A 21,209-nucleotide genomic window follows, 5' to 3' on the forward strand; every position below is an offset into this window, starting at 1 on the left:
AAACGCAATAAATTTAGTCTCAATACATAAGCTTTTCGCCTTTTATCGATAGGGTTATTTGACTCATCAAAAAGCATTAGTTTTTATTCTTTTCCATTCTTTTTCTTTGGGTTGGATCAAGGTATCTTTTGCGAACGCGTATGTTTTGAGGGGTAACTTCTACAAGCTCATCTTCTTCTATCCACTCTAGTGCTCTTTCAAGGCTAAGTTTTCTTGGTGGCACAAGTTTTATGGCATCATCGCTTCCACTGGCTCTTACATTGGTTAGGTTTTTACCCTTTATAGGATTTACATCAAGATCATTTGGACGCGAATGCTCGCCTATGATCATGCCTACATACACCTTAGTTTGAGGCTCTATAAAAAGCACGCCTCTATCTTGGAGATTAAAAAGAGAGTATCCTAGTGCTATTCCATTTTCCATAGAAATCAAAGCACCATTATTGCGTTTTTCAACTGCTCCTGAGAAGGGGCGAAACTCTAAAAAGCTATGATTCATCACGCCCTCGCCCTTAGTATCGGTTAAAAACTGGCTTCTAAAGCCAATGAGCCCTCTTGCTGGAATTTCAAACTCAAGCCTAGTTTGTCCGTCCCCTGTTGGACTCATAGTTTTCATCTCAGCCTTTCTCTTACCAAGCTTTTCTATACATACTCCGCTAAATTCATCAGGCACATCGATGACTAAATGCTCAAAAGGTTCAGTTCTTACCCCATTTTCATTTTTCACTATAACCTCAGGACGTCCCATGCAAAACTCAAAGCCTTCTCTACGCATATTTTCAGCTAAGATAGTGATTTGTAGCTCGCCTCTTCCACTTACCTTAAATTTGCCCTCGCCACTACTTTCATAACGCATGGCTATATTGGTTTTCATCTCAGCTTCTAAGCGTTCTGCGATTTTATTTGAAGTTACGCTTTTGCCTTCTGTGCCAGAAAGAGGTCCGTCATTTACACTAAAAACTATGCTTAAAGTTGGCTCTTCTATGTGAAGTGGATCAAGGGGCTGAGGATTGTTTGGATCAACCACGCTATCGCCAACATCTAAGGCTTCAAAGCCAGCAATGGCGACTATATCACCACTTAAAGCTTCTTCTATATCCATCTTTTCTAAGCCCATAAAGCCTATGAGCTTGCTAATTCGTCCTTGCACCTTAGTGCCATCAGCTTTTGCAAGCATAACACTTTCATTTTTACGCACCTTGCCATTAAAAATTCTTGCTATGCCTATTTTACCCACGAAATTATCATAACCTAGGGTAAAAACTTGAAGTTGCAAAGCATTGTTTGCATTGCCACTTGGGGCTGGCACTCTTTGTAAGATAGTTTCAAAAAGAGGAGTCATATCCTTACTTTCATCATTCATATCAAGTTTGGCATAGCCATTTTTTGCTGCTGCATACACTATAGCAAAGTCAAGTTGCTCATCATTTGCTTCTAAGGCTACGAAAAGATCAAAAATTTCATTGATTACACGTTCTGGATCAGCTGCAGGTTTATCGATCTTGTTGATCACAACTATGGGCTTAAGTCCAAGCTGCAAGGCTTTTTTAACCACAAATTTAGTTTGAGGCATTACGCCTTCTTGGGCATCAACAAGCAAAAGCACCCCATCAATCATCTTTAAAACCCGCTCAACCTCGCCTCCAAAATCAGCATGTCCGGGAGTGTCTATGATATTGATCTTTGTGCCTTTATAATTTATGGCTGTATTTTTTGAAAGTATGGTAATGCCTCTTTCTTTTTCTATATCGTTACTATCCATTACCCTTTCAGCGATTTGCTCTCTTCCACTAAAGGTGCCACTTTGTTTTAAAAGCTCATCAACCATAGTTGTTTTACCATGATCAACATGGGCTATGACGGCTATATTTCTTATATTTTCCAAGTTTTTCTCCAAGAGTTTTTTAAAAGCGTGATTATAGCTAAACTTTGCTTAAATTATATAATATCTAAAATCTATAAGTTTATTTTGCCTTTAAATCCGCCCCAAGTCTTGAATTTATCATATTTTGCAGGCTTTAAGAACTAAAAATGCTCCACAGCATTTTTAGCGATTTCTTTTATATCTTCTCCTCTTAGCTCGCTTATACTACCATTTTGTGCAAGTAAAATACGATCGGCTACATCAAAATACTTATCATCATGGCTGATGGCGATGATAGTTTTGCCTTCTTTTTGAAGCAAAGGTAGAAGTTTTTGATAAAAAAAGCGTCTAAAAAGCGGATCTTGATCGGCTGCAAATTCATCAAGGATTAAAATATCTCTTGCCTCAAGTAAAGCAATAAGCATAGCTAGACGCTTTCTTTGCCCAGTAGAAAGCTTAGTAAGCTTAATCTGTCCTTGCTCCACTTTTGTCTTATCTTTAAGCTCAAGCACCTCAAGCCAATGCTCTATGTCATCAGCATTTGCTAGCTCATCGTCTTTTATTGTTTGGGTGAAAAGATGAAAATCGCTAAAAATAGCTGTGATTAAACGTCTATATTCAGTGATATTTTCATCATCAATACGCTTTTCATCAAGATAAATTGCCCCACTTTTTGGCTTAGCAAGTCCGGCTAAAAGGAGGGAAAAGGTGGATTTGCCACTGCCATTTTTGCCGATTAAAAAGATGAGTTCTCCTTTATGAATTTCAAGATTCGTAGGTTTTAAAAGAAATTTTTCATCATAAGAAAAAGCCACGTTTTTAAATTCTATCTTTTGCCAAGAGCTTGAATTAGGCAGGGTTTTAAAGTCTTGTTTATATTCGCTTAGATCAAGTTTTTGAATTTTTTCAAGAGCAACTTTTGCCATTAAAAGCGTAGGAAAAGCTCCTATCATAGCCATTAAAGGTGTGCGTAAAAAAAGTATGGCTATAGCTATAGTCGTGGCATTTTCAAGACTAGTCCAAGCAAAATGCAAGGAGCAATAAAACTCAAAGCCCACAAGTGCAAGTAAGCCCACACTTGTAAAATTACTCGATAGGCTTTGCATGGCAGAACTTAGGGTGTTGTTACAACGTTTATCTTTAGCATTGATATCAAATTCGCTTTCATAGTAAAGCTTTGCCCTGAAAGTGTTTAGCGTGAGTTCTTTGCGTCCATCGATAATATTTTGGTAATTATTTTGCAAGGCATCATCATTATCTCTTGCTTTTCTAAAATAATAATAAGTCTTTCGCATAAAAAAGTGATTGATAAAAAAAACACCAAAAATCCACACAAAGCAGAGCAAAAAAATCTTTGCTGAAAGCGAAAAAAGATAAAAACTGCTTGCAATAATCAAAATGCTTGATTGGATGAAGTCTGGAAAACGAAGTAGGCCAAAAGAAATAGTGCGAACATCATTTCCTAAAGAAGCTAAAAGCTTTGCTTTGCCGATCTGATCGATTTTTAGCACTGAAGTATCGATGATTTGTTTGACGACTTTTTTTTGTGTTGCATAAATAAATTTTTGTCCAAAGTGAGCAAGACTAAGCTCAACAAAAACAGAACTTGCAAAAAAGATCAGCAAAAGCAAAGCAAAATCAATAATAAAGATAAAATTTCCAGCTTGCTTAAGCAAATATTCGTTGATAAAGGCTAAGATACCAACACCAAGTAAACTCGTGGCGATAGAAATACACAAGAACGCAAAAACTTTAAATTTATGCTCTTTTAAGATACTAGTAATGAGTTGCAAAAACTTATCCTTGAATTTAAAATGATAATAAAATTTTTAAGAATAAAATGCCATTTTACAAAAATAAGGCTAAAATTAAACTAGTTTTGAGGAAAAAGTGAAATTTTATATTTATTTTGTAAGGGTAGATTGAAAAAAATATTTATTTGTAAAGATTTAAAAGGTGTTTTTTATATCAAGAAGTCAGAAACTTTAAAGAAAATTGTAAAAAGCAATACTTAAAATAAACTATCAAAATGATTTTATATTTTTATTGCCGCTAGCCCAGTTAAAACTTTAATATTAATAAATTTTTATGGTTAATCCTGTTAAAGCTAAAAAGAGATAAAAGCTTAGTAAGGTGGTGCGGATGAAAGGACTTGAACCTTCACGCATTGCTGCACCAGATCCTAAGTCTGGCGTGTCTGCCAATTTCACCACATCCGCAAAAGCATAAATTTAAACAAACAAAATCTTGTGCAAATTTAATCAAAAATTTTAAAAAGTGGTACGCCCAAGAGGATTCGAACCTCTGACCTACGGCTTAGAAGGCCGTTGCTCTATCCAGCTGAGCTATGAGCGCTCAAAAATGGTGCGCCCGATAGGAATCGAACCCATAACCTACAGATCCGAAGTCTGTCGCTCTATCCAGTTGAGCTACGAGCGCGACTGGGGTGAGTGATGGGAATCGAACCCACGACCCTCAGGACCACAATCTGATGCTCTAACCGACTGAGCTACACTCACCATTTGCAAAATGGTCGGGGTGAAAAGATTCGAACTTTCGGCCCCCTGGTCCCAAACCAGGTGCGCTAACCAGACTGCGCTACACCCCGATGACAATATTAAAGGCAAAAGTATATACAAATTTTTCTTAAAAGTCAAGATAGGGAAAAGACTTTGCAAACGAAAATATTTGAAAATTATCTACAAATTTAAATCACACATAATAAAAAATGACTATAATCACTCAAAAAGCAAATAAAAACATATCATAATATTTCAAAGGCTGGGTATATCTTCTTTTAAGAAGGACTAAAAACCTAACACACAAACCCTAAACTCTACTATTTAAAGATTTTAGTTATGTATAATTAAAATAAAATTATAAAAGAGATATATTACTTTATAGTTTACTTTAGCTGTGTGAAAATATCAAATTTAAAATTTTATAATAAATTTCAAAGTAAATTTAGCTTCATTAGTTTATAATAATAATTATTAAATTATATTTTGATAATTACAAGGATACAAGGAGCAAAAATGTCAGTTTTAGTGATAGGAGCAGATGAGATTACGCCTATAAAGGCAGTGCTTTATGATTTGGGTGCGAAAAAAGTTGAGCATTGGGACGCTCGTAATGAAAATAGAGTTAATCGCAAACCCATTCCTCAAGATACTCGTTGTGTTGTGATGCTTACAAGTTTTTTAAATCATAATACAATGAAAAAAATCAAAGGTGAAGCAAAAAAACGAAAAATCCCTTTAGTTTGTGCTAAAAGAAGCGTAAGTTGCGTGTATTCTGAATATTGCAAGATTTTTAATCTTAACAAAGATTTTTGTTGTGATGAAGATGGATTTTAAGTGTGATAGGATAGTGTAGTAAAGAAACACTTTGTTTGTATAAAAAATAAATTTATTGCATAAAATATATAAAATTATGCTAGAATTGCTTGGAAAATTTTACTAATATAAAAAGGAGAACTTATGTCAGTAGCCGTAGTTTATGGAAGTGCTATGGGAAATACAGAAGGTGTAGCTAATCTTATAGCTGAAAAACTAGGAATCAGCGATGTTTTAAACATAGCAGATGTTGATGCTGATAAGCTTAATTCTTACGATAAACTTATTTGCGGAACTTCAACTTGGGGAAGTGGCGATCTTCAAGATGACTGGGATGCTTTTGATTTTTCCGGCTTAAAATTAAGTGGCAAAACAGTTGCTGTTTTTGGAATGGGGGATAGCGAAAGTTATTCAGATACTTACTGCAGTGCTATGGGAAAACTTGCTCAAAAACTTAAAGAAGCTGGTGCAAGTTTAGTCGGTGCGGTTTCAACTGATGGCTATAGTTTTGAATCAAGTGAGGCTGTTGAAGGCGATAAATTTGTAGGGCTTGCACTAGACAATGACAATCACGAAGATCAAACCGAAAGTAGAGTCGATGCTTGGACAGCTCAGATCAAAGCTCAATTTGCTTAATCTTAAAAGCCTGTGTTTTTGCGGGCTTTTTTCAAATGCTTGATTTATAGTCTTTATTCACTAATATTTATTAGATTTCTTCCTTGTTTTTCTCCTTATGACAATGCTTTTTTAGTAAAACATTGAATTTGTTATTTAAATTCTTACAAAAAGCTAAGGCAAGATATTTTGCTTTCAAATATTCATTAAATCTTAAATAATAAATTTTATTATTTAAGATTATTTTTAGTTATTATAGATATAATTTATCAATCAATAAAATTTATTATTTAGGAGAAATTAAATGAAAAAACTTACAAATGACTTCGGCAATATCATTGCTGATAATCAAAATTCACTTAGTGCCGGTGCAAAAGGACCGCTTTTGTTGCAAGATTACATTTTGCTTGAAAAACTTGCTCATCAAAATAGAGAAAGAATTCCAGAAAGAACAGTTCATGCCAAAGGAAGTGCAGCTTATGGCGAGCTTGTTATCACAGAAGATATTTCACGATATACTAAAGCAAAAGTGCTTCAAAAAGGTGAAAAAACCCCTCTTATTATCCGCTTTTCAACCGTTGCTGGCGAAGCTGGAGCTGCTGATGCTGAAAGGGATGTAAGAGGATTTGCGATCAAATTTTACACAAAAGAGGGAAATTGGGATCTAGTAGGCAACAATACCCCAACCTTTTTTATACGCGATCCATACAAATTCCCAGATTTTATCCACACACAAAAAAGAGATCCACGCACACATTTAAGAAGTGCAAATGCGGCTTGGGATTTTTGGAGCTTAAGTCCTGAAAGTCTTCATCAAGTTACGATTTTGATGAGTGATAGAGGAATTCCAGCAAGTTATCGCCATATGCATGGTTTTGGAAGTCATACTTATAGCCTTATTAATGATAAAGGCGAACGATTTTGGGTGAAATTTCATTTTAAAACCAAACAAGGGATAAAAAACCTTACGAATGCTGAAGCAGAAGCACTTATCGCCAAGGATAGAGAAAGTCATCAAAGGGATTTGGTTGAAAGTATAGGAAAAGGCGATTTTCCAAAATGGAGCTTTAAAATTCAAATTTTAAGTGAGAAAGATGCTGAAAAGCTCGGCTTTAATCCTTTTGATCTTACTAAAGTATGGTCTCATAAAGATGTGCCACTTATCGATGTGGGTGAAATGGTGCTTAACCGCAATGTGGATAATTACTTCAATGAAGTTGAGCAAGCTGCATTTTCTCCGTCAAATATAGTTCCGGGCATTAGTTTTAGTCCCGATAAAATGCTTCAAGGTAGGATTTTTAGCTATCCAGACGCACAACGCTACCGCATAGGCACGAATTATCATCTTTTACCGGTAAATGCTGCAAAAAGCGAAGTTAATACCTATAATGTTGCTGGTGCGATGAATAGTGATACTTATAAAAACAAAGCAGCGTATTATGAACCAAATAGCTATGATTACAGCCCAAAAGAAAATAAATCTTACCTTGAGCCTGATCTTGAGCTTAATGGCAATGTGCAAAGATACGCCCCACTTGATGAGGATTTTTACACTCAACCAAGGGCTTTGTTTGATCTTATGAACGCTGATCAAAAAAATCAACTTTTTAATAACATAGCTGCTTCTATGGAAGGTGTTGATAAGACAATCATTCAAAGAGCTTTAGGACATTTTGAAAAAATCAGTCCTGAGTATGCTGCTGGAGTGAAAAAAGCTCTTGCTTAATCTCAAGCGTAAAGTCTTTTTGGCTTTACGCATTTATAAACTTAAAACTGCCAACTTGACGCTCCTTGGAGTTGGCGGTTTTAAGTTTATACAATACAAGGAAGTTGCAATGATACACAATTTAACTCAAGAAGAAAAACGTTATGAAGAGCTTTGTGCTATGGCGTTTAATTTTGCTCGAAATGATGAATGCGAAAATCTCAAAACAATGATAAAAGCTGGTTTAAGTGCAAATTTAAAAAATCACAAAGGTGATAGTCTTTTAATGCTTGCAAGCTATCACAACGCCTTAGCGACGGCAAAAATGCTTTTAAGGCACGGAGCAAGAGTTGATGAGAAAAACGATCGCGGACAAACGCCCTTAGCTGGCGTGTGCTTTAAGGGTTATTTTGATATGGCTAAACTTTTAGTAGAACATGGAGCAAATATCAATGAAAATAATGGCTTAGGTATGACACCTTTTTCCTTTGCTTTAATGTTTGCACGAGCTGATATTGTGCAGTATTTTGCCGAGCAAACAAAGATGGGTAGAAGCAAAAGACTTTTGCTTTGGTTTTTGTCTCTTTTCAAAAAATCAAACAAAATTCCAAAAAGAAACAAGTCTGCCTAAAATTCTAGACTATTAAAAATAAATTTTTTATAATTTATAATTCACATTTATACTCATCTTTTGTTATATTTCATTTATTTTTAAATATTAAATAATGCTTTAATATTTATTTAAATGTTTTTAGTTTATATTGCTTCTTGTAAAGACTAATTGGTCTTTAGATTTTATTCTTAACTTAAGGAGAAACAAGATGGCAACGCGTAAAGAGCACGATCTCATTGGTGAGCTTGAGATCAGTGATGATGTGTATTATGGAATACAAACCTTTAGAGCAATGGAGAATTTTAATATTTCTCATAATAGACTCGAAAATTTTCCTCGTTTTATACGCACTATGGCAAGGGTAAAAAAGGCAGCAGCTATGGCAAACTGCGAATTAGGGCTTTTAGACAAAAAGAAAGAACAAGCTATTATTAAAGCTTGTGATAAAATTTTAGAGGGTGGGTATTATGATCAATTCGTTGTTGATATGTTTCAAGGCGGAGCTGGAACAAGCACTAATATGAACGCAAATGAAGTGATTGCAAATATCGCTTTGGAAATTCTAGGACATAAAAAAGGCGAGTATCAATACCTTCATCCAAATGATCATGTAAATCTCTCTCAAAGCACCAATGATGCGTATCCAACAGCTCTTAGAATGGCTTTGCATGATTATTTAAGTGATTTAGCTAAGGTTATGGAGCATCTTAAAAAGGCTTATGAAAGAAAGGCAGTTGAATTTAAAGATGTGCTTAAAATGGGACGAACTCAGCTTCAAGATGCTGTGCCTATGACTTTAGGACGCGAGTTTCAAACCTTTGCGGTAATGATAGGCGAGGATATAGAACGCGTTTTAGAAGCAAGAAGGCTCGTTTTAGAGATTAACCTTGGCGGAACAGCTATAGGAACAGGTATTAACTCACATCCTGATTATCCAAAAGTGGTTGAGAAAAAACTTAGAGAAATTACTGGTTTTGAATACAAGGTGGCTAATGATTTGATCGAAGCGACTCAAGATACAGGTGCATATGTGCAAATTTCAGGCGTGCTTAAAAGAGTAGCAACTAAGCTTTCTAAAACATGCAATGACTTAAGATTATTAAGCTCTGGTCCAAAATGTGGGCTAAGTGAGATTAATTTGCCAAAAATGCAGCCAGGTAGCTCTATCATGCCGGGCAAAGTCAATCCAGTTATCCCAGAAGTAGTCAATCAAGTATGCTTTTATGTAATAGGTGCAGATGTAAGTGTGACCTTTGCAAGCGAAGGCGGACAGCTTCAGCTTAATGTTTTTGAGCCAGTTATCGCCTATAGCCTCTTTAATTCTATTGTTATGCTTGAAAAAGCGATGAAGACTTTGGCTGATAAATGTATAGATGGTGTTACAGCCAATGAACAAATTTGTTCTGATTTTGTGTATAACTCCATAGGCATAGTAACAGCTCTAAATCCTTACATAGGCTATGAAAACTCAGCTTCAATAGCTAAAGAAGCCTTAAATACAGGTAAAAGAGTCTATGATCTAGCACTTGAAAGAGGGCTTTTAAGCAAAGAAAGGCTTGATGAAATTTTAACTCCAGCAAATATGCTTAACCCTCAAATGATAGCAAAAAAATAGGGGAAAATTAGGGATATCTTACTTATACTACAAATAGTTGTTTTGCTTGGTGCTATTTTCTTAGGCGTTCATTTTGAAGGTTTAGGTATAGGCTTTGCTGGTGGGCTTGATTATCTCGTGCAAGTAGCTGAAAAACTGCGTTCAAATCCAAAGTATATCAACTATTTTACCCCAACCGTTACTTATATTTTGACGCTCTTAGCTAGTCAGGACACACAGCTTTTTCTATGATATCAGTTATCGTTGAGCTAGCAAAAGAACAAAACATCAAGCCTTCAGCCCCTCTAAGTATAGCCGTTGTTTCAAGCAAATCGCTATCACAGCAAGCCTAGTTTCAGTAGCTGTTGTATATATGACAGAGGTTTTAGAGCCTTTGGGCTGGAGCTATCCTTGTATATCACAAAAATAAGCTTTTATGTTTTAAATTCAAACAAAATGAAGCATATTCATTATATACTATTTAGCTTTAAGATTTAAGGAAGAAGTATGTTTAATAAAAAAATCCTAAGCATACCTGCAAGTGAAGATAAGGAGCTTGAATTAAAAAGAGAAAATCCGCTTGAGTTTAAGCTTGATTTTGATGATAAAAAGCCGGTTAAGGCTTTGTTTTTTCTCATTGCTGGTTTGGGTGAGGATAGTAATCAAAGCTATCAAGATCATTTGACTGAATTTTTAATCAAAGAATACCAAGTTGCCGTGATACGAGTAAGCTACAACAACATAGGACTTCGCCCGCAAAATGGAGCAACTTTTGTTATGGACGCAAAAGATAAGGAAATTTATCTACAAGTAGGCAAAGGTCTTAATATCGACTTTGCAGATAATTTTTTTCCACCACATGAGCTTAATCAGCAAGAAACATATCAAGCATGTGCCATACTTAATAACACCATACAAGAAAGACAAAATAAAGGCTTTTACAAAAAAGCTGTAAAGGTTGGTATTAGCATAAGCGTGCAGCCAGCTCGCAACGAATACTTAAATTTTGGTGTCTTGCAAGCTATGGATATACTCAATGTGTTACAATTTATCAAGAAAAATCCACCTTTTATGCTTGAAAAAGATTATAAAACCATTATGTTTGGTTCATCTCATGGTGGATATCTTGCTTTGCTTGCGGCTAAATTTGCTCCTTGGCTTATCGACGGTGTTCTAGAAAATTCAGCCTATGTAAAGCCACAAATGCGTTTTTTTGGGCTTGGAAGGGATATGGATTATATTAAAGAGTGTGAATTTCAAGTTAATGAATTTTTTGAGCATGTTGTGTTGTGCTGTGTTACAAAGACACCCTTTTCACTTGATAAAAATTCAAAATATTATTTTTCAAGCGATCATCACCATATACGAGACATCTTCAATAAAGCTCATTTACGCACTCAAGCAAACTATCCAAAGCCTTATTATATCAGTTATCATAGTATAAAAGACAGACTTGATCCAGCCCAAAACAAAGAACAAATGTTTGAGCTTTTAAAAGAACTTGATTTTAAAGGCTCGCTTCATATTATCAAAGATGAAAGCGAAATTGATGGAAGCTTTATTAAAAATTTAGATCATGGCATGGGTATGTCTTTAAAAATGCTTATACAAAAAGAATTACCCACTTTACTTGCTTTAAAAAAACACAAACTTTCTAAAAATACACCAAGAGAGATTCTTTATAAAGGCGAAAAACTTGATTATCTTTTTAAAGAAGCTCATGGGGGAGGGCAATTTGAGTTAGAGCTTTTTAGACATAATTAAATTTGCCAAAAACTTTATGAATCAAATTCTTTTATAAGCTCTGCTTCAAGCTCTTTTAAAGCGTCAAATTCTTTGTTTTCTTCTTGGCTTTTATAGGTAAAACATACTTTTTTTTCATGCAAAGTGATCTTAAATAAATCGCTTTGTGCATCAATAGCTCTTGTGATAACATCACCTTCTGCAAAAGCAAAGCGAATTTCATTATAATCTCTACTCCACAAACCGCTTTGATTAAAGACCTTTGCTTGATTGATGATGTTGTTTATTTTTTCGATTCGTTCTTTTACTTCATTTTCTATTTTTTGTTTGTTTGTAAGTTTTTGTTCAGCTTCTTTTATTTTATTGACTAAATTTCTAAAACGAATGATCTTATCTGTAAAGCTTTTTGGTGGCTCTTGATGAGCATCTTGCATAGATTTGTAAGATAAAAGTATATTTTGCATATTTGGAATGATAAGCTTATAACTTTCTTGGAGACTTTTGTAAATCTTTTCACACTCTTCTAGTTCTTGAAGCTTTTGTTTTCCTCTTGTTAAAGCATCATTAATCTGCTTAAAGTCCGATGCATCAACGATAAATTTATTTGTATCTCCACAGCATTCTTTGATAAAGCAGTTGTTTAAGAAATGAATTTCATTTGTGCTAGCAAGATTTTCAATATAGACATTTTCAGCATAAATTTTTGCGTTGATTGCATTTTTTACAAATGCTGTTTTTGCTTCTAAAATACCACGTTCTAGGGTATCAATTATCGCCACTTCAGCACGCAAAAAGCCTTTGAGGTTAAAAATTTTTGCGTGTTTTGCATAAATTTTTGCCTTTGAGTGAATTTGCCCTTTGATATTAAGCCTTTCATTGGCTTTAACTATGGTATTTCCGGCTACAGAGCCGTTGAGATTGATGATTTGAGCTTCTACTGTGATACCTGAATCTATGCCATCATCAAAGCGGTTTGCCATATTTAAGTTTATATTAACTTCTTCGCCTTCGCTTGCTTTTATGGAGCCTGAACTTTTTAGGCTAAGCTTTTTATCTGAAGTGATTTCATTGCTGATATCAAAATTTAAGTCTTTATTTTGCATAAAACCATCGATTTTTGCAAAATATTTGATGATTTTATCATTTTCTTCTACTTCGAAATTTCGCTCATTAATTTTTGGACGACATTTTGCTAGCTCGACTTTGCGTTTGATGACTTGATTTTTGATATTTTTACCATCAACCCCCGTGCGAACTTTTTTGTATTCAAGCACCAAATCACCCTTATTTAAGGTTGCGGCTAAATCACCCTTTTCAAATTCTGATTCAAAGTGAGCTTTTTTCTCATCTAAAATTTGGCGAAAATGCATAATAAGCTCATCTGGTTTATCATCAATCTTTTCAATACCTCTTGCTACTTCAATCACAGCATCATTAATCATACAAATTCCCATACTTACTTGCTCTACAAAGTCTTTAATCAAGGAGCGCAATGCAAAAGCACGAATGCCTATAAGTAAGTTAAGTTCAATCATTTGACGATAAATTTCTTGCAAAATATCCTCATATAATTCATCATAATACTCAAGGTGCGTATCTTGCTTGATTATGGCTTGGATATTGATAAATTTTTCATCACATTTAAGCTCAAGCTTAAAACGAGGCGTAGCTTTTTGAATCACTGCGATTTCATAAGTTTGATAAATATTTAATTTTTCATTTATAAAAAAGCTATCACTTTCAAAGACATTAAGCTGCGTGCTTTTAAGCTCGATAGACAAGCTGTCATTTGATTCTGTATAAAAAGTCGTAAAATGAAGCACCTTAAATGAATGTTCTTGTGGATCAAGTGTATTTTTTTTAAGGTATGCTTCATAGTCAAAAACCGGTGTTTTTGATACAAAGCTCGTAAGAATTTGCGAACTCATTTGTAACTCCAAAACTAAGTTTATTTGATATTTAACATATTGTTGATTAATTGTATTTTTCGCATATATTTGATTATAAGTTAAAAATAATTATTTTGAGCTTAAAACTTAAAATAAGCTCATTTAGGTGGCAAAAATTCAACACTTCTTTTTTAAAAAAGATTTTATTTCTTTATTTTTAACCTAAAATTCAACAAAAAAATGTATAATTAATTCTTTTTTATGAAATGTCTAAGCTTTTTAAATCCGAATTTTCGGTGCTTAACATTAACTTACCTAAGAAAAAGGAGAAGTATTGATGTATGCGATCATCAAACACAGCGGCAAGCAATACCGAGTAAGCGTTGGCGACGAGCTAAAACTTGATCGTTTTGAAGCCGAAGAAAAAGGTAGTATTGAAGTCACAGAGGTGCTTGCACTTAGTGACAAAGAACTCAAGGTAGGTGCACCTTTGTTAGCTGGTGCAAAAGTTGTTTTGGAAGTGATTAATCATGGCAAAGACAAAAAAGTCGTGATTTACAAAAAAAGACGTAGAAAAGACTCAAAACTTAAGAGAGGCTTTAGAAGACAATTCACACGCGTTAGAGTAAAAGAAATCAAAGGCTAAGGAGTAAAATATGGCACACAAGAAAGGTCAAGGCTCAACTCAAAATAATCGCGACTCCATAGGTCGTCGTTTAGGTGTTAAAAAATTTGGTGGTGAGTTTGTTCGAGCTGGCAATATCATCATTCGCCAAAGAGGCACAGCAACTCACATTGGCAACAATGTAGGCATGGGTAAAGATCACACTATCTTTGCTTTGATTGATGGTTTTGTGAAATTTGAAAGAAAAGACAAAGATAGAAAAAAAGTTTCTGTATATCCTGCTTAATTTTTTAGAGGATTTATCCTCTAAAAACTCTTTTATTAACTTCTTTTTTAAATTTAAAGGCTTTTGCTATGTTTATTGATAGTGTAAAATTGGTCCTTAGCTCTGGAAATGGCGGCAAAGGATCGGTAAGCTTTCGCCGTGAAAAACATGTGCCCTTAGGCGGTCCTGATGGTGGTGATGGTGGCAAGGGCGGCGATGTGGTTATTGTGTGTAACAATAACGCTCATACTTTGGCTAATTTTAAGGGTAAAAAAGAACTTAGCGCACAAAATGGACAAAACGGCGATAAACGCAACCGCAATGGCAAAAGTGGGGCAAATCTTGAGATTTCAGTGCCTGCTGGCACGCAAATTATCGATGATGAAAGTGGAGAAGTTTTATTTGATATGACAACTCACTTTGAGCAAAAAATATTGCTCAAAGGTGGTAAAGGTGGGCTTGGCAATACACATTTTAAAAATGCAACAAATCAACGTCCAGATTATGCTCAAGCTGGTATTAAGGGGCAGAGTTTAAAAGTGCGTTTAGAGCTTAAACTTATCGCTGATGTTGGACTTGTAGGTTTTCCAAATGTTGGCAAATCAACACTTATAAGCGTCATCTCAAACGCAAAGCCACAAATTGCAAATTATGAATTCACCACGCTCACACCAAAGTTAGGTTTGGTTCAAGTTGGTGAATATGATAGTTTTGTCATGGCTGATATACCGGGTATAATCGAAGGAGCAAGCGAGGGTAAGGGTTTAGGACTTGAGTTTTTAAAGCATATAGAACGCACTTCTTTTTTACTTTTTGTGCTTGATCCTTTGCGTGAGTTAAGTTTAAAACAGCAGTTTCAAGCACTCAGCAAAGAGCTTGAAAAATTTTCATCAAAGCTTTATGAAAGGAATTTTGGCATTATGATCTCAAAAAGTGATAGTATAGAACTTATGCCCGAGTTAAAAGAGGGGTTTGAAGTCGCTTTTAATGAGTTGAAAGCTTATCTTAAAGCACTTAAAAATCCAGAGCGTTTTATCATCAAGGTTTCAAGCTTGCAAAGTATTGGACTAAGTGAGCTTAAAAATGAACTTTTTAAACACATCACTCATATGTAGTCATGCAAGGTTTTATCCTCCATACCCAACGCGTAAAAGATGAAGACTTGATCGTTTATGTGTTAAGTCAAAGGGCTGTGATTAAGGCATATCGCTTTTATGGTTTAAGACATTCAAGTATTTTAAGTGGCTATAAGATAGATTTTGAATTAGAAGAAAATCCAAGCTTTTTGCCTCGCCTTAAAGATACACTTCATCTTGGTTTTAAATGGATTATGAGTCGCGATAAAATGTTTATTTGGCAGGAATTTATACAACTTTTTTATAAGCACTTAAAAGATATTGAGGCACTTGATTCATTTTATTTTGGTCTTCTTGATGAAAGTTCAAGACGTTTTGAAAAGCAAAATCCATTTCGTGTTATTGTTGATGCTTATGTAAATTTACTTGAATTTGAGGGCAGGCTTCATAAAGATTTTTATTGTTTTGCTTGTGATGAGGTGATAAATGAAGATGAAGTAGCGCTTATAAGAGGTTTTTTACCTGCTCACAAAGCTCATGCTCTTAGTTTTAGTTTTGCTAAAAATAAGCTTAAGGACTTTTTTACGCATAAAAATTGCTCGGCTTTTGATGATGAGGAGATCAAAGAGCTTTATATGCTTATCAAAGAGGGATTTTAGAGTTTTTGTAAATAAAAATTGATGATAAAAACTTCAATTTAAGCTAAAAATCGCTACAATTGACAAAAAATTCACACTCATACTGATAAGGGTAAAAATAATGAAAAGCGTTGTTTATGAAGTCGGCAAAAAGGCTTTGTGTTTTTTGGATTTAGCGAGCAAAAGACATGCAAATTTATGCAAAAAACTTGAAAATAGCGAAAATTACTATGTTTCTTGTTTGCAAGATAGTGATTTTAAAGCACGATTTTTTAAATGTGAGATCGCCAGCACAGCCCTTGTCCTAGCTCTTTTAGCAAAGCTAGGCAGTGATGAGTTTGATATGCTTGATGAGGGGTATTTGAGTGCTGAGAGTTGTTTGGGCGAAGAAGAAGCTACTGAAATTTTAGACTTTTTAAACGAGGCTGAATTTCTCATCATCGATACGAATTTAAAAGGGCACAAGGATTATGAAAATATCTTATTTTTTTGTGCTTTTTTGGCTCATAAATTTAGGCTCAAATTTGCTTTTAGTGATGAGAGCGAAGAAGAGCTTTTGATACAAGATGCATTTACACATTTAAAAGAGCTTGATAATTATGATGGTTTGGTGCTTTTTCGCTTGAAAAATAAGGATAAGTTTTTGCATTGTTCTAAACAATTTTCACAAATCGCTAAGATTAGCGATCAAGCAAATATTCTCATAGAAAGTGAGTTTTTTAAGCTTGAAAGCAAACTTGTGTGTGATGAGAGCTTAAACACGATCATTGCTTTTTTAGACTTTAATACAAAGGGTTATGATTTTGTGCGTATAAAACTTACAAAGATATGAGGCTTTGGTGTTTAAATTTATTTTTTATGGATATAATTATTTTATGAGAATTTTATGTATATTTTTACTGAGTTTTTCCGCTCTTTTTTCTTTTGAGATCGTTTTAAATAGGGGCAGTGATAATAACAACCCCTTTGGCGTGCTCCATTTAAAAAATAATGAAAACTTTACTTGTAAAGAATTTGAAGAAGGGGATTTAAAGCGTTATGAATGCGACATTTTAGGAGTGGTTGAAACAAGGCTTGACAATCAAAGTTTTGATTTTTTTGATCTTAATTTTACAAAAACAAATCAGCTCACTCAAATTTTTATACAAGCTAAAATTCCATCAAAAATGTTTAATCTATCTCAAAATATCTACAATGAAAATGTAGTTTTAAGTGATAATAGCGATAATAATTCCACAAGTTTTACTTTTATTTTTTCTAAAGAAATACCTTATTTTAGAACTTATAATGGACTTGACTTTGATATTAATTTTTCTAATATGCAAACACCTTTTGTAGGAGCTTTAGACTTAAACTCAAATCCTGTGCTTATCCCTCAAAGTGCCGATATAAACACATTTTTACGCATCAAAGAAGAATATGAAAAACAAAATTACACTCAAGTTATCGCTGATGCGAACAATGCGATTGAACGCTATCAAGGTAGTATTTTTATGAACGAGTTTATCTTATATAAGCTCAGAGCACAAAATCAGCTTTACACTTACACTTCAGACTTTAGAAACCAAAATCAGCTTGAGCAAATGGTAGAAGATGCTAAAGAATGGAGCAGAACCTTTACTAGCGATAGAAATTTTCCTGAAATTTCATATATTATGATGCGAGCATATATGGCACTAGAACAGCGAGCAAATATGGAATATGTGGTTGAAATTTTAAGCAATGAATACCCTGAAAATTACTTTGCACAGCTTGCTTTGCTTGATTATGCAGATTATTTGCTTAATCTTGGTGATAGAACAAAAGCTCAAATCATCTTTAATGATCTTTATTACAGAACACAAAATGTTGATATAGCCGCAAGAGCCGGGCTTTCTTTGGCTAGACTTGCACTTATTGCAGATGATACAAATCAAGCTTTAAATCTCATCAATACCATTACAAATGCAAATGCAAATTCTTTTATCCAAAACAAAGCCCTTTCTTTAGAGCTTGCAAAGCTTTTATATGATAAAAACAATCCTCAAATAAGTGCGATGATCTATGAAAGAGTATTTAATAGCTTAAATAGAAACGATGAAGAATACGAAGAAGTGCTTAAAAACCTTGCCCTTGCGTTAAGTAAAACAAATGAATATCAAAAAGCCAAGCATTATCTTGACTTGTATGCTGATGAGTTTAGCGATGGAGAGCATTTGGCTTTAATTAAAGAAGCTTCTGATAATATTTTTTTTTATTTAGATGATAATAACGCAAGTTTTTTGCATGAAAAATATCAAAGCTTGATGAAAGAATACGCTAATGAAATCGCCGCTAAAGCTCTTCTTTATGATGTAAGATTGTATTTTGATGAGAACAATACCCAAGCCGTGCTTGATTATAAAGATAAGATAGAACGATACAATAACCCTGAGATGAAAAATTTGCTTGAAAGAGCAGCTATTTCGAGGTTAAATGAAGATTTAAAGGCAGATAATTGCTCTGAAGCAACAAACCTTTTTCAAGCCTATAAAGAGTATGAAATAGGGCAGAAAATTAATAACAAAAAAGCTATGCTTGCGTGCTTAAAAAGAGGTCTGCAAGTTTCTTTGGCTGAAGAATATATTGACAAAAATAGACAAGAAGACAGCATTTATTATGATTTGGAAAAAAGCGAATTAGAGCTTAATGCTAAAAATTATGCAAATACTATCGCTTTGGCAAATGGTGTGATTGATTCAAGGACGATGAAGAGCGATGAAGAGCGGTTTAATGCGTATTATTTTAAATTCTTAGCTCAGCTTAGGCAAGATGATTATAACGCTGCAATTAAGAGTCTTGAAGCTCTTGAACATTTTAAGATGAACTTTAAAATGGTTGAGTTGTATCACGAGTTTTTGCTTTATTGTAATGAGCAAAACCTCACTACAAGCATACTTCACTATGCACCAAAGGCGATTGACTTTCAAAATTTAAAAGGGGTAAATGTATATAGCCCAGAGCTTGAGTTTATATATCTTGATGCTTTAAATAAAAGCGGAAATTTTAATGAAGCTTTGGCTGTTTTAACGGATTTGATAAAGCTTAACTTAGATGCTGAACAAAGAGCGAAGGCTTTTTATATACAAGCTGAAATTTTTGAAAAAACGCAGAATTTAAATGCCCAAAGAACAAGTCTTACACAATGCCTTGATATTAATGCAAGTTCGAATTGGCAGAATTTATGCCGTGAAAAAATGAATATCTTAAACACAAATTGATACCTTAAATAAAGGATAAACAATGTTTCATATCGTTTTTAGTTCAGACGAAAGGTATGCAAAATACACAGCAGTGATGATGTATTCTATCATTAAAAACACCAAAACTAGCAAATATAGCAAGTGGGGGGGGGGGGTATTTGATAGATTTCCCCTTTTTATTTACATTATCACTTTTATCTCCTAAATCAAAGTCGCTTGCATAGAGTACTAAATATTCTACACTTCTTGCTTGTGTGGCGTAGCTAAAGAGCTGTTTGCCCTCTTTGCCGTGTCCATTTCAAGTACTAAATATTCGGGCTTTAGCCTATTTCAAGAAGTGTATGCACGCATTCAAGACGACAAAATTTTCATTTTGCGAAAAGTTGCTTATTTGGCTCTTTTTGGCGATTTCTTTGGGATAGATTAAAATCTACTTTAAGTGTGCAGTTGTGCTGCTAGAAGTGCTTGGTAAAGTACGTTGTTGCTTCTTCATAATTCATAGGAATTTGTTGCTTAGGATATGGAATTTCTATTTAGATTCTTCGCTCGTATTTCAAAAATATTAAGAAAAACTTTAAATATGAAGTTTTGTAACAAATATAACAAAAAAATCGTTTTTTTTTTTTTGATTCTAAGTCAAATTAAGGTATTCTTCATATAAAGTTAAAAAATATCAAAGGATAAAAAATGGTAACTATAAAATATTTGCCAAAGACTGATGGAGAGATAGGCTGGTTTGAACTTTGCGAGGAAAAAGATAAGCCTTTGGGTAGGAAGCTTCAAGAGGATTTGAAGTTTGATTTTTGCATCGTTGGAGCTGGCATTGCTGGGGTAAGCACGGCTTTGAGTCTTGCTAACTTGTATAAAGATTCCAAGATAGCTCTTGTTGAAGCTCTGAAAATAGGGCAAGGCACAAGCTCAAGGAATGCAGGTTTTATTATTGATTTGCCCCATAATCTTGATGGCAATCAAGCAAATCAAGAACACGATAAAAAGATTTATGAGCTTAATTGCTTTGCGATTGCCTTTTTAAAAGATTTAGTTGATAAGCACAATATCAATTGCCACTGGCAAAAGGCCGGAAAATATATGTGTGCTCACGAGGATAAAAACATACAAGGTTTAAGAGCTTTTGAAGAGCATTTGCAGCCCAGTGGTTTTGCATTTGAGCGCATTAAAGGCAAGGAGCTAGAGCAAAGGCTTGGCACAAGCTATTATCAAGAGGCAGTTTATACGCCTGATAATATTTTAATGAATCCGAGTGCTTTAATGCGGGGCTTGGTTGATAATTTGCCTGATAATGTAATTGTTTTTGAGGAAAGTCCTGTGCTTGAATTTGAGGAAAAGCAAGATTTAAAATACATCAAAACTAAAACAGGAAGTATTCAAAGTAAGACTTTGATTCTAGCTTTGGATTCTCATTTGGAGGAATTTAAAATAGTCAAATATAAACAAGCACCCATTTTTACTTATGCCTCTTTAAGTGAGCCCTTGAGTGAAAATGAAATCAATCAATATTTTCCTAATGTTCAAGCCTATGGTTTGACTTCGGCACATCCAGCAGGAACAACGGTACGTTTTACCCCTGATAAGAGGATTTTTGTGCGCAATTTGCTTGATTTTTTCCCTGATTTACAATGTAAAAGTGAAGATTTACAAAGAGCCTATGAAAGACATAGACTTTCTTTTGAAGCGAGATTCCCTTATTTAAGTCATAAAAAATTCCAATTCACTTGGGGTGGATTTTTAACTATGACTTTAAATCATCAAAGTGTTTTTGGAAAGTTTGGCGATGGAATCTACTGCATAGGCGGAAGTAATGGAGTAGGAATGGCAAAAGGCGTATATCTTGGATATTATCTAGCAGATCTTATTGCTGGGAAACATTCTTCTAATCTTGATTTTATTCTTGCTCATAACAAAGCAAGCTTTATGCCTCCTGAACCTTTGCGCTGCATAGGAGCTAAAATAAGACTTTGGTATGAGCAAAGAAACGCTTTAGGCGATATATAATAATGAAAATAAG

At 34.3% G+C, this 21,209-nt stretch carries 17 protein-coding genes, 5 tRNA genes and 1 pseudogene; 15 read left to right on the top strand and 8 right to left on the bottom strand.

Annotated elements, in window-relative coordinates; all coding sequences use genetic code 11:
• Window positions 1–76 precede the first annotated feature (76 nt).
• From typA to DMB91_RS02695, 7 genes are all read right to left on the bottom strand, one after another.
• Entirely contained in the window at window positions 77–1,885 is a 1,809-nt protein-coding gene (gene typA / locus DMB91_RS02665) for a translational GTPase TypA (protein WP_034905884.1), read from the bottom strand.
• Window positions 1,886–2,025: 140 nt separating this feature from the next.
• Window positions 2,026–3,657, bottom strand: a complete 1,632-nt coding sequence (locus DMB91_RS02670; RefSeq protein ID WP_034905878.1) for a multidrug ABC transporter permease/ATP-binding protein — start codon at window positions 3,655–3,657, stop codon at window positions 2,026–2,028.
• 341 nt (window positions 3,658–3,998) lie between these two features.
• Window positions 3,999–4,083: transfer RNA gene (locus DMB91_RS02675), tRNA-Leu, on the bottom strand.
• A gap of 59 nt (window positions 4,084–4,142) precedes the next feature.
• A tRNA-Arg gene (locus DMB91_RS02680) sits at window positions 4,143–4,219 on the bottom strand.
• Between the two features lie 7 nt (window positions 4,220–4,226).
• Window positions 4,227–4,303 (bottom strand) — tRNA-Arg (locus DMB91_RS02685).
• 3 nt (window positions 4,304–4,306) lie between these two features.
• Window positions 4,307–4,383, bottom strand: a tRNA-His gene (locus DMB91_RS02690).
• Window positions 4,384–4,394: 11 nt separating this feature from the next.
• Window positions 4,395–4,472: transfer RNA gene (locus tag DMB91_RS02695), tRNA-Pro, on the bottom strand.
• 427 nt (window positions 4,473–4,899) lie between these two features.
• Between DMB91_RS02695 and DMB91_RS02700 the strand changes: the two genes are divergently transcribed.
• The 7 genes and pseudogenes from DMB91_RS02700 to DMB91_RS02730 all read left to right on the top strand — a co-directional run bounded on the left by DMB91_RS02700 (window position 4,900) and on the right by DMB91_RS02730 (window position 11,490).
• The gene (locus tag DMB91_RS02700; protein ID WP_034905921.1) at window positions 4,900–5,220 is read left to right on the top strand and encodes a DUF2325 domain-containing protein; all 321 of its coding nucleotides are present in this window, start codon (window positions 4,900–4,902) and stop codon (window positions 5,218–5,220) included.
• 123 nt (window positions 5,221–5,343) lie between these two features.
• A complete protein-coding gene (gene fldA / locus DMB91_RS02705; RefSeq protein WP_034905918.1) occupies window positions 5,344–5,835 on the top strand; it encodes a flavodoxin FldA in 492 nt (163 codons plus the stop codon).
• Window positions 5,836–6,118: 283 nt separating this feature from the next.
• Window positions 6,119–7,540 (top strand): catalase, encoded by a 1,422-nt coding sequence (locus tag DMB91_RS02710; RefSeq protein WP_034905916.1) that lies wholly within the window; start codon window positions 6,119–6,121, stop codon window positions 7,538–7,540.
• Window positions 7,541–7,649: 109 nt separating this feature from the next.
• Window positions 7,650–8,150, top strand: a complete 501-nt coding sequence (locus DMB91_RS02715) for an ankyrin repeat domain-containing protein (protein WP_034905913.1) — start codon at window positions 7,650–7,652, stop codon at window positions 8,148–8,150.
• Window positions 8,151–8,340: 190 nt separating this feature from the next.
• Complete coding sequence (aspA, locus tag DMB91_RS02720) at window positions 8,341–9,747, top strand: aspartate ammonia-lyase (RefSeq protein WP_034905911.1); 1,407 nt, start codon at window positions 8,341–8,343, stop codon at window positions 9,745–9,747.
• A gap of 6 nt (window positions 9,748–9,753) precedes the next feature.
• Window positions 9,754–10,144: pseudogene (locus tag DMB91_RS02725) on the top strand (anaerobic C4-dicarboxylate transporter family protein); the annotation flags it as partial.
• Window positions 10,145–10,233: 89 nt separating this feature from the next.
• Entirely contained in the window at window positions 10,234–11,490 is a 1,257-nt protein-coding gene (locus DMB91_RS02730) for a DUF2920 family protein (RefSeq protein ID WP_034905906.1), read from the top strand.
• 14 nt (window positions 11,491–11,504) lie between these two features.
• Here the strand turns inward: DMB91_RS02730 and DMB91_RS02735 are convergent, their stop codons facing one another.
• On the bottom strand, window positions 11,505–13,397 hold the full coding sequence (locus tag DMB91_RS02735; protein WP_034905903.1) for a flagellar assembly protein A: 1,893 nt from the start codon (window positions 13,395–13,397) through the stop codon (window positions 11,505–11,507).
• A gap of 298 nt (window positions 13,398–13,695) precedes the next feature.
• Here DMB91_RS02735 and rplU point away from each other — a divergent pair, with 298 nt between their 5' ends.
• The 8 genes from rplU to DMB91_RS02770 all read left to right on the top strand — a co-directional run bounded on the left by rplU (window position 13,696) and on the right by DMB91_RS02770 (window position 21,196).
• The gene (gene rplU / locus DMB91_RS02740) at window positions 13,696–14,004 is read left to right on the top strand and encodes a 50S ribosomal protein L21 (protein WP_034905901.1); all 309 of its coding nucleotides are present in this window, start codon (window positions 13,696–13,698) and stop codon (window positions 14,002–14,004) included.
• A gap of 10 nt (window positions 14,005–14,014) precedes the next feature.
• A complete protein-coding gene (rpmA, locus tag DMB91_RS02745; RefSeq protein ID WP_034905898.1) occupies window positions 14,015–14,269 on the top strand; it encodes a 50S ribosomal protein L27 in 255 nt (84 codons plus the stop codon).
• Between the two features lie 68 nt (window positions 14,270–14,337).
• Window positions 14,338–15,363, top strand: coding sequence for a GTPase ObgE (gene obgE, locus DMB91_RS02750; protein ID WP_034905895.1), 1,026 nt, complete (start codon window positions 14,338–14,340; stop codon window positions 15,361–15,363).
• A 2-nt stretch (window positions 15,364–15,365) separates the two neighbouring features.
• The gene (gene recO / locus DMB91_RS02755; protein WP_034905892.1) at window positions 15,366–15,983 is read left to right on the top strand and encodes a recombination protein RecO; all 618 of its coding nucleotides are present in this window, start codon (window positions 15,366–15,368) and stop codon (window positions 15,981–15,983) included.
• Between the two features lie 100 nt (window positions 15,984–16,083).
• The gene (locus DMB91_RS02760) at window positions 16,084–16,794 is read left to right on the top strand and encodes a hypothetical protein (RefSeq protein ID WP_034905890.1); all 711 of its coding nucleotides are present in this window, start codon (window positions 16,084–16,086) and stop codon (window positions 16,792–16,794) included.
• Window positions 16,795–16,837: 43 nt separating this feature from the next.
• Window positions 16,838–19,201 carry a hypothetical protein gene (locus DMB91_RS02765; protein WP_034905924.1) on the top strand — a complete coding sequence of 788 codons (2,364 nt, stop codon included), beginning with the start codon at window positions 16,838–16,840 and terminating at the stop codon, window positions 19,199–19,201.
• A gap of 22 nt (window positions 19,202–19,223) precedes the next feature.
• Complete coding sequence (locus tag DMB91_RS08810; RefSeq protein ID WP_185900255.1) at window positions 19,224–19,388, top strand: hypothetical protein; 165 nt, start codon at window positions 19,224–19,226, stop codon at window positions 19,386–19,388.
• Between the two features lie 482 nt (window positions 19,389–19,870).
• On the top strand, window positions 19,871–21,196 hold the full coding sequence (locus tag DMB91_RS02770; protein ID WP_034906673.1) for an NAD(P)/FAD-dependent oxidoreductase: 1,326 nt from the start codon (window positions 19,871–19,873) through the stop codon (window positions 21,194–21,196).
• Window positions 21,197–21,209: the final 13 nt, after the last annotated feature.

Source organism: Campylobacter sp. MIT 97-5078, assembly GCF_006864455.1.
GTDB lineage: Bacteria > Campylobacterota > Campylobacteria > Campylobacterales > Campylobacteraceae > Campylobacter_D.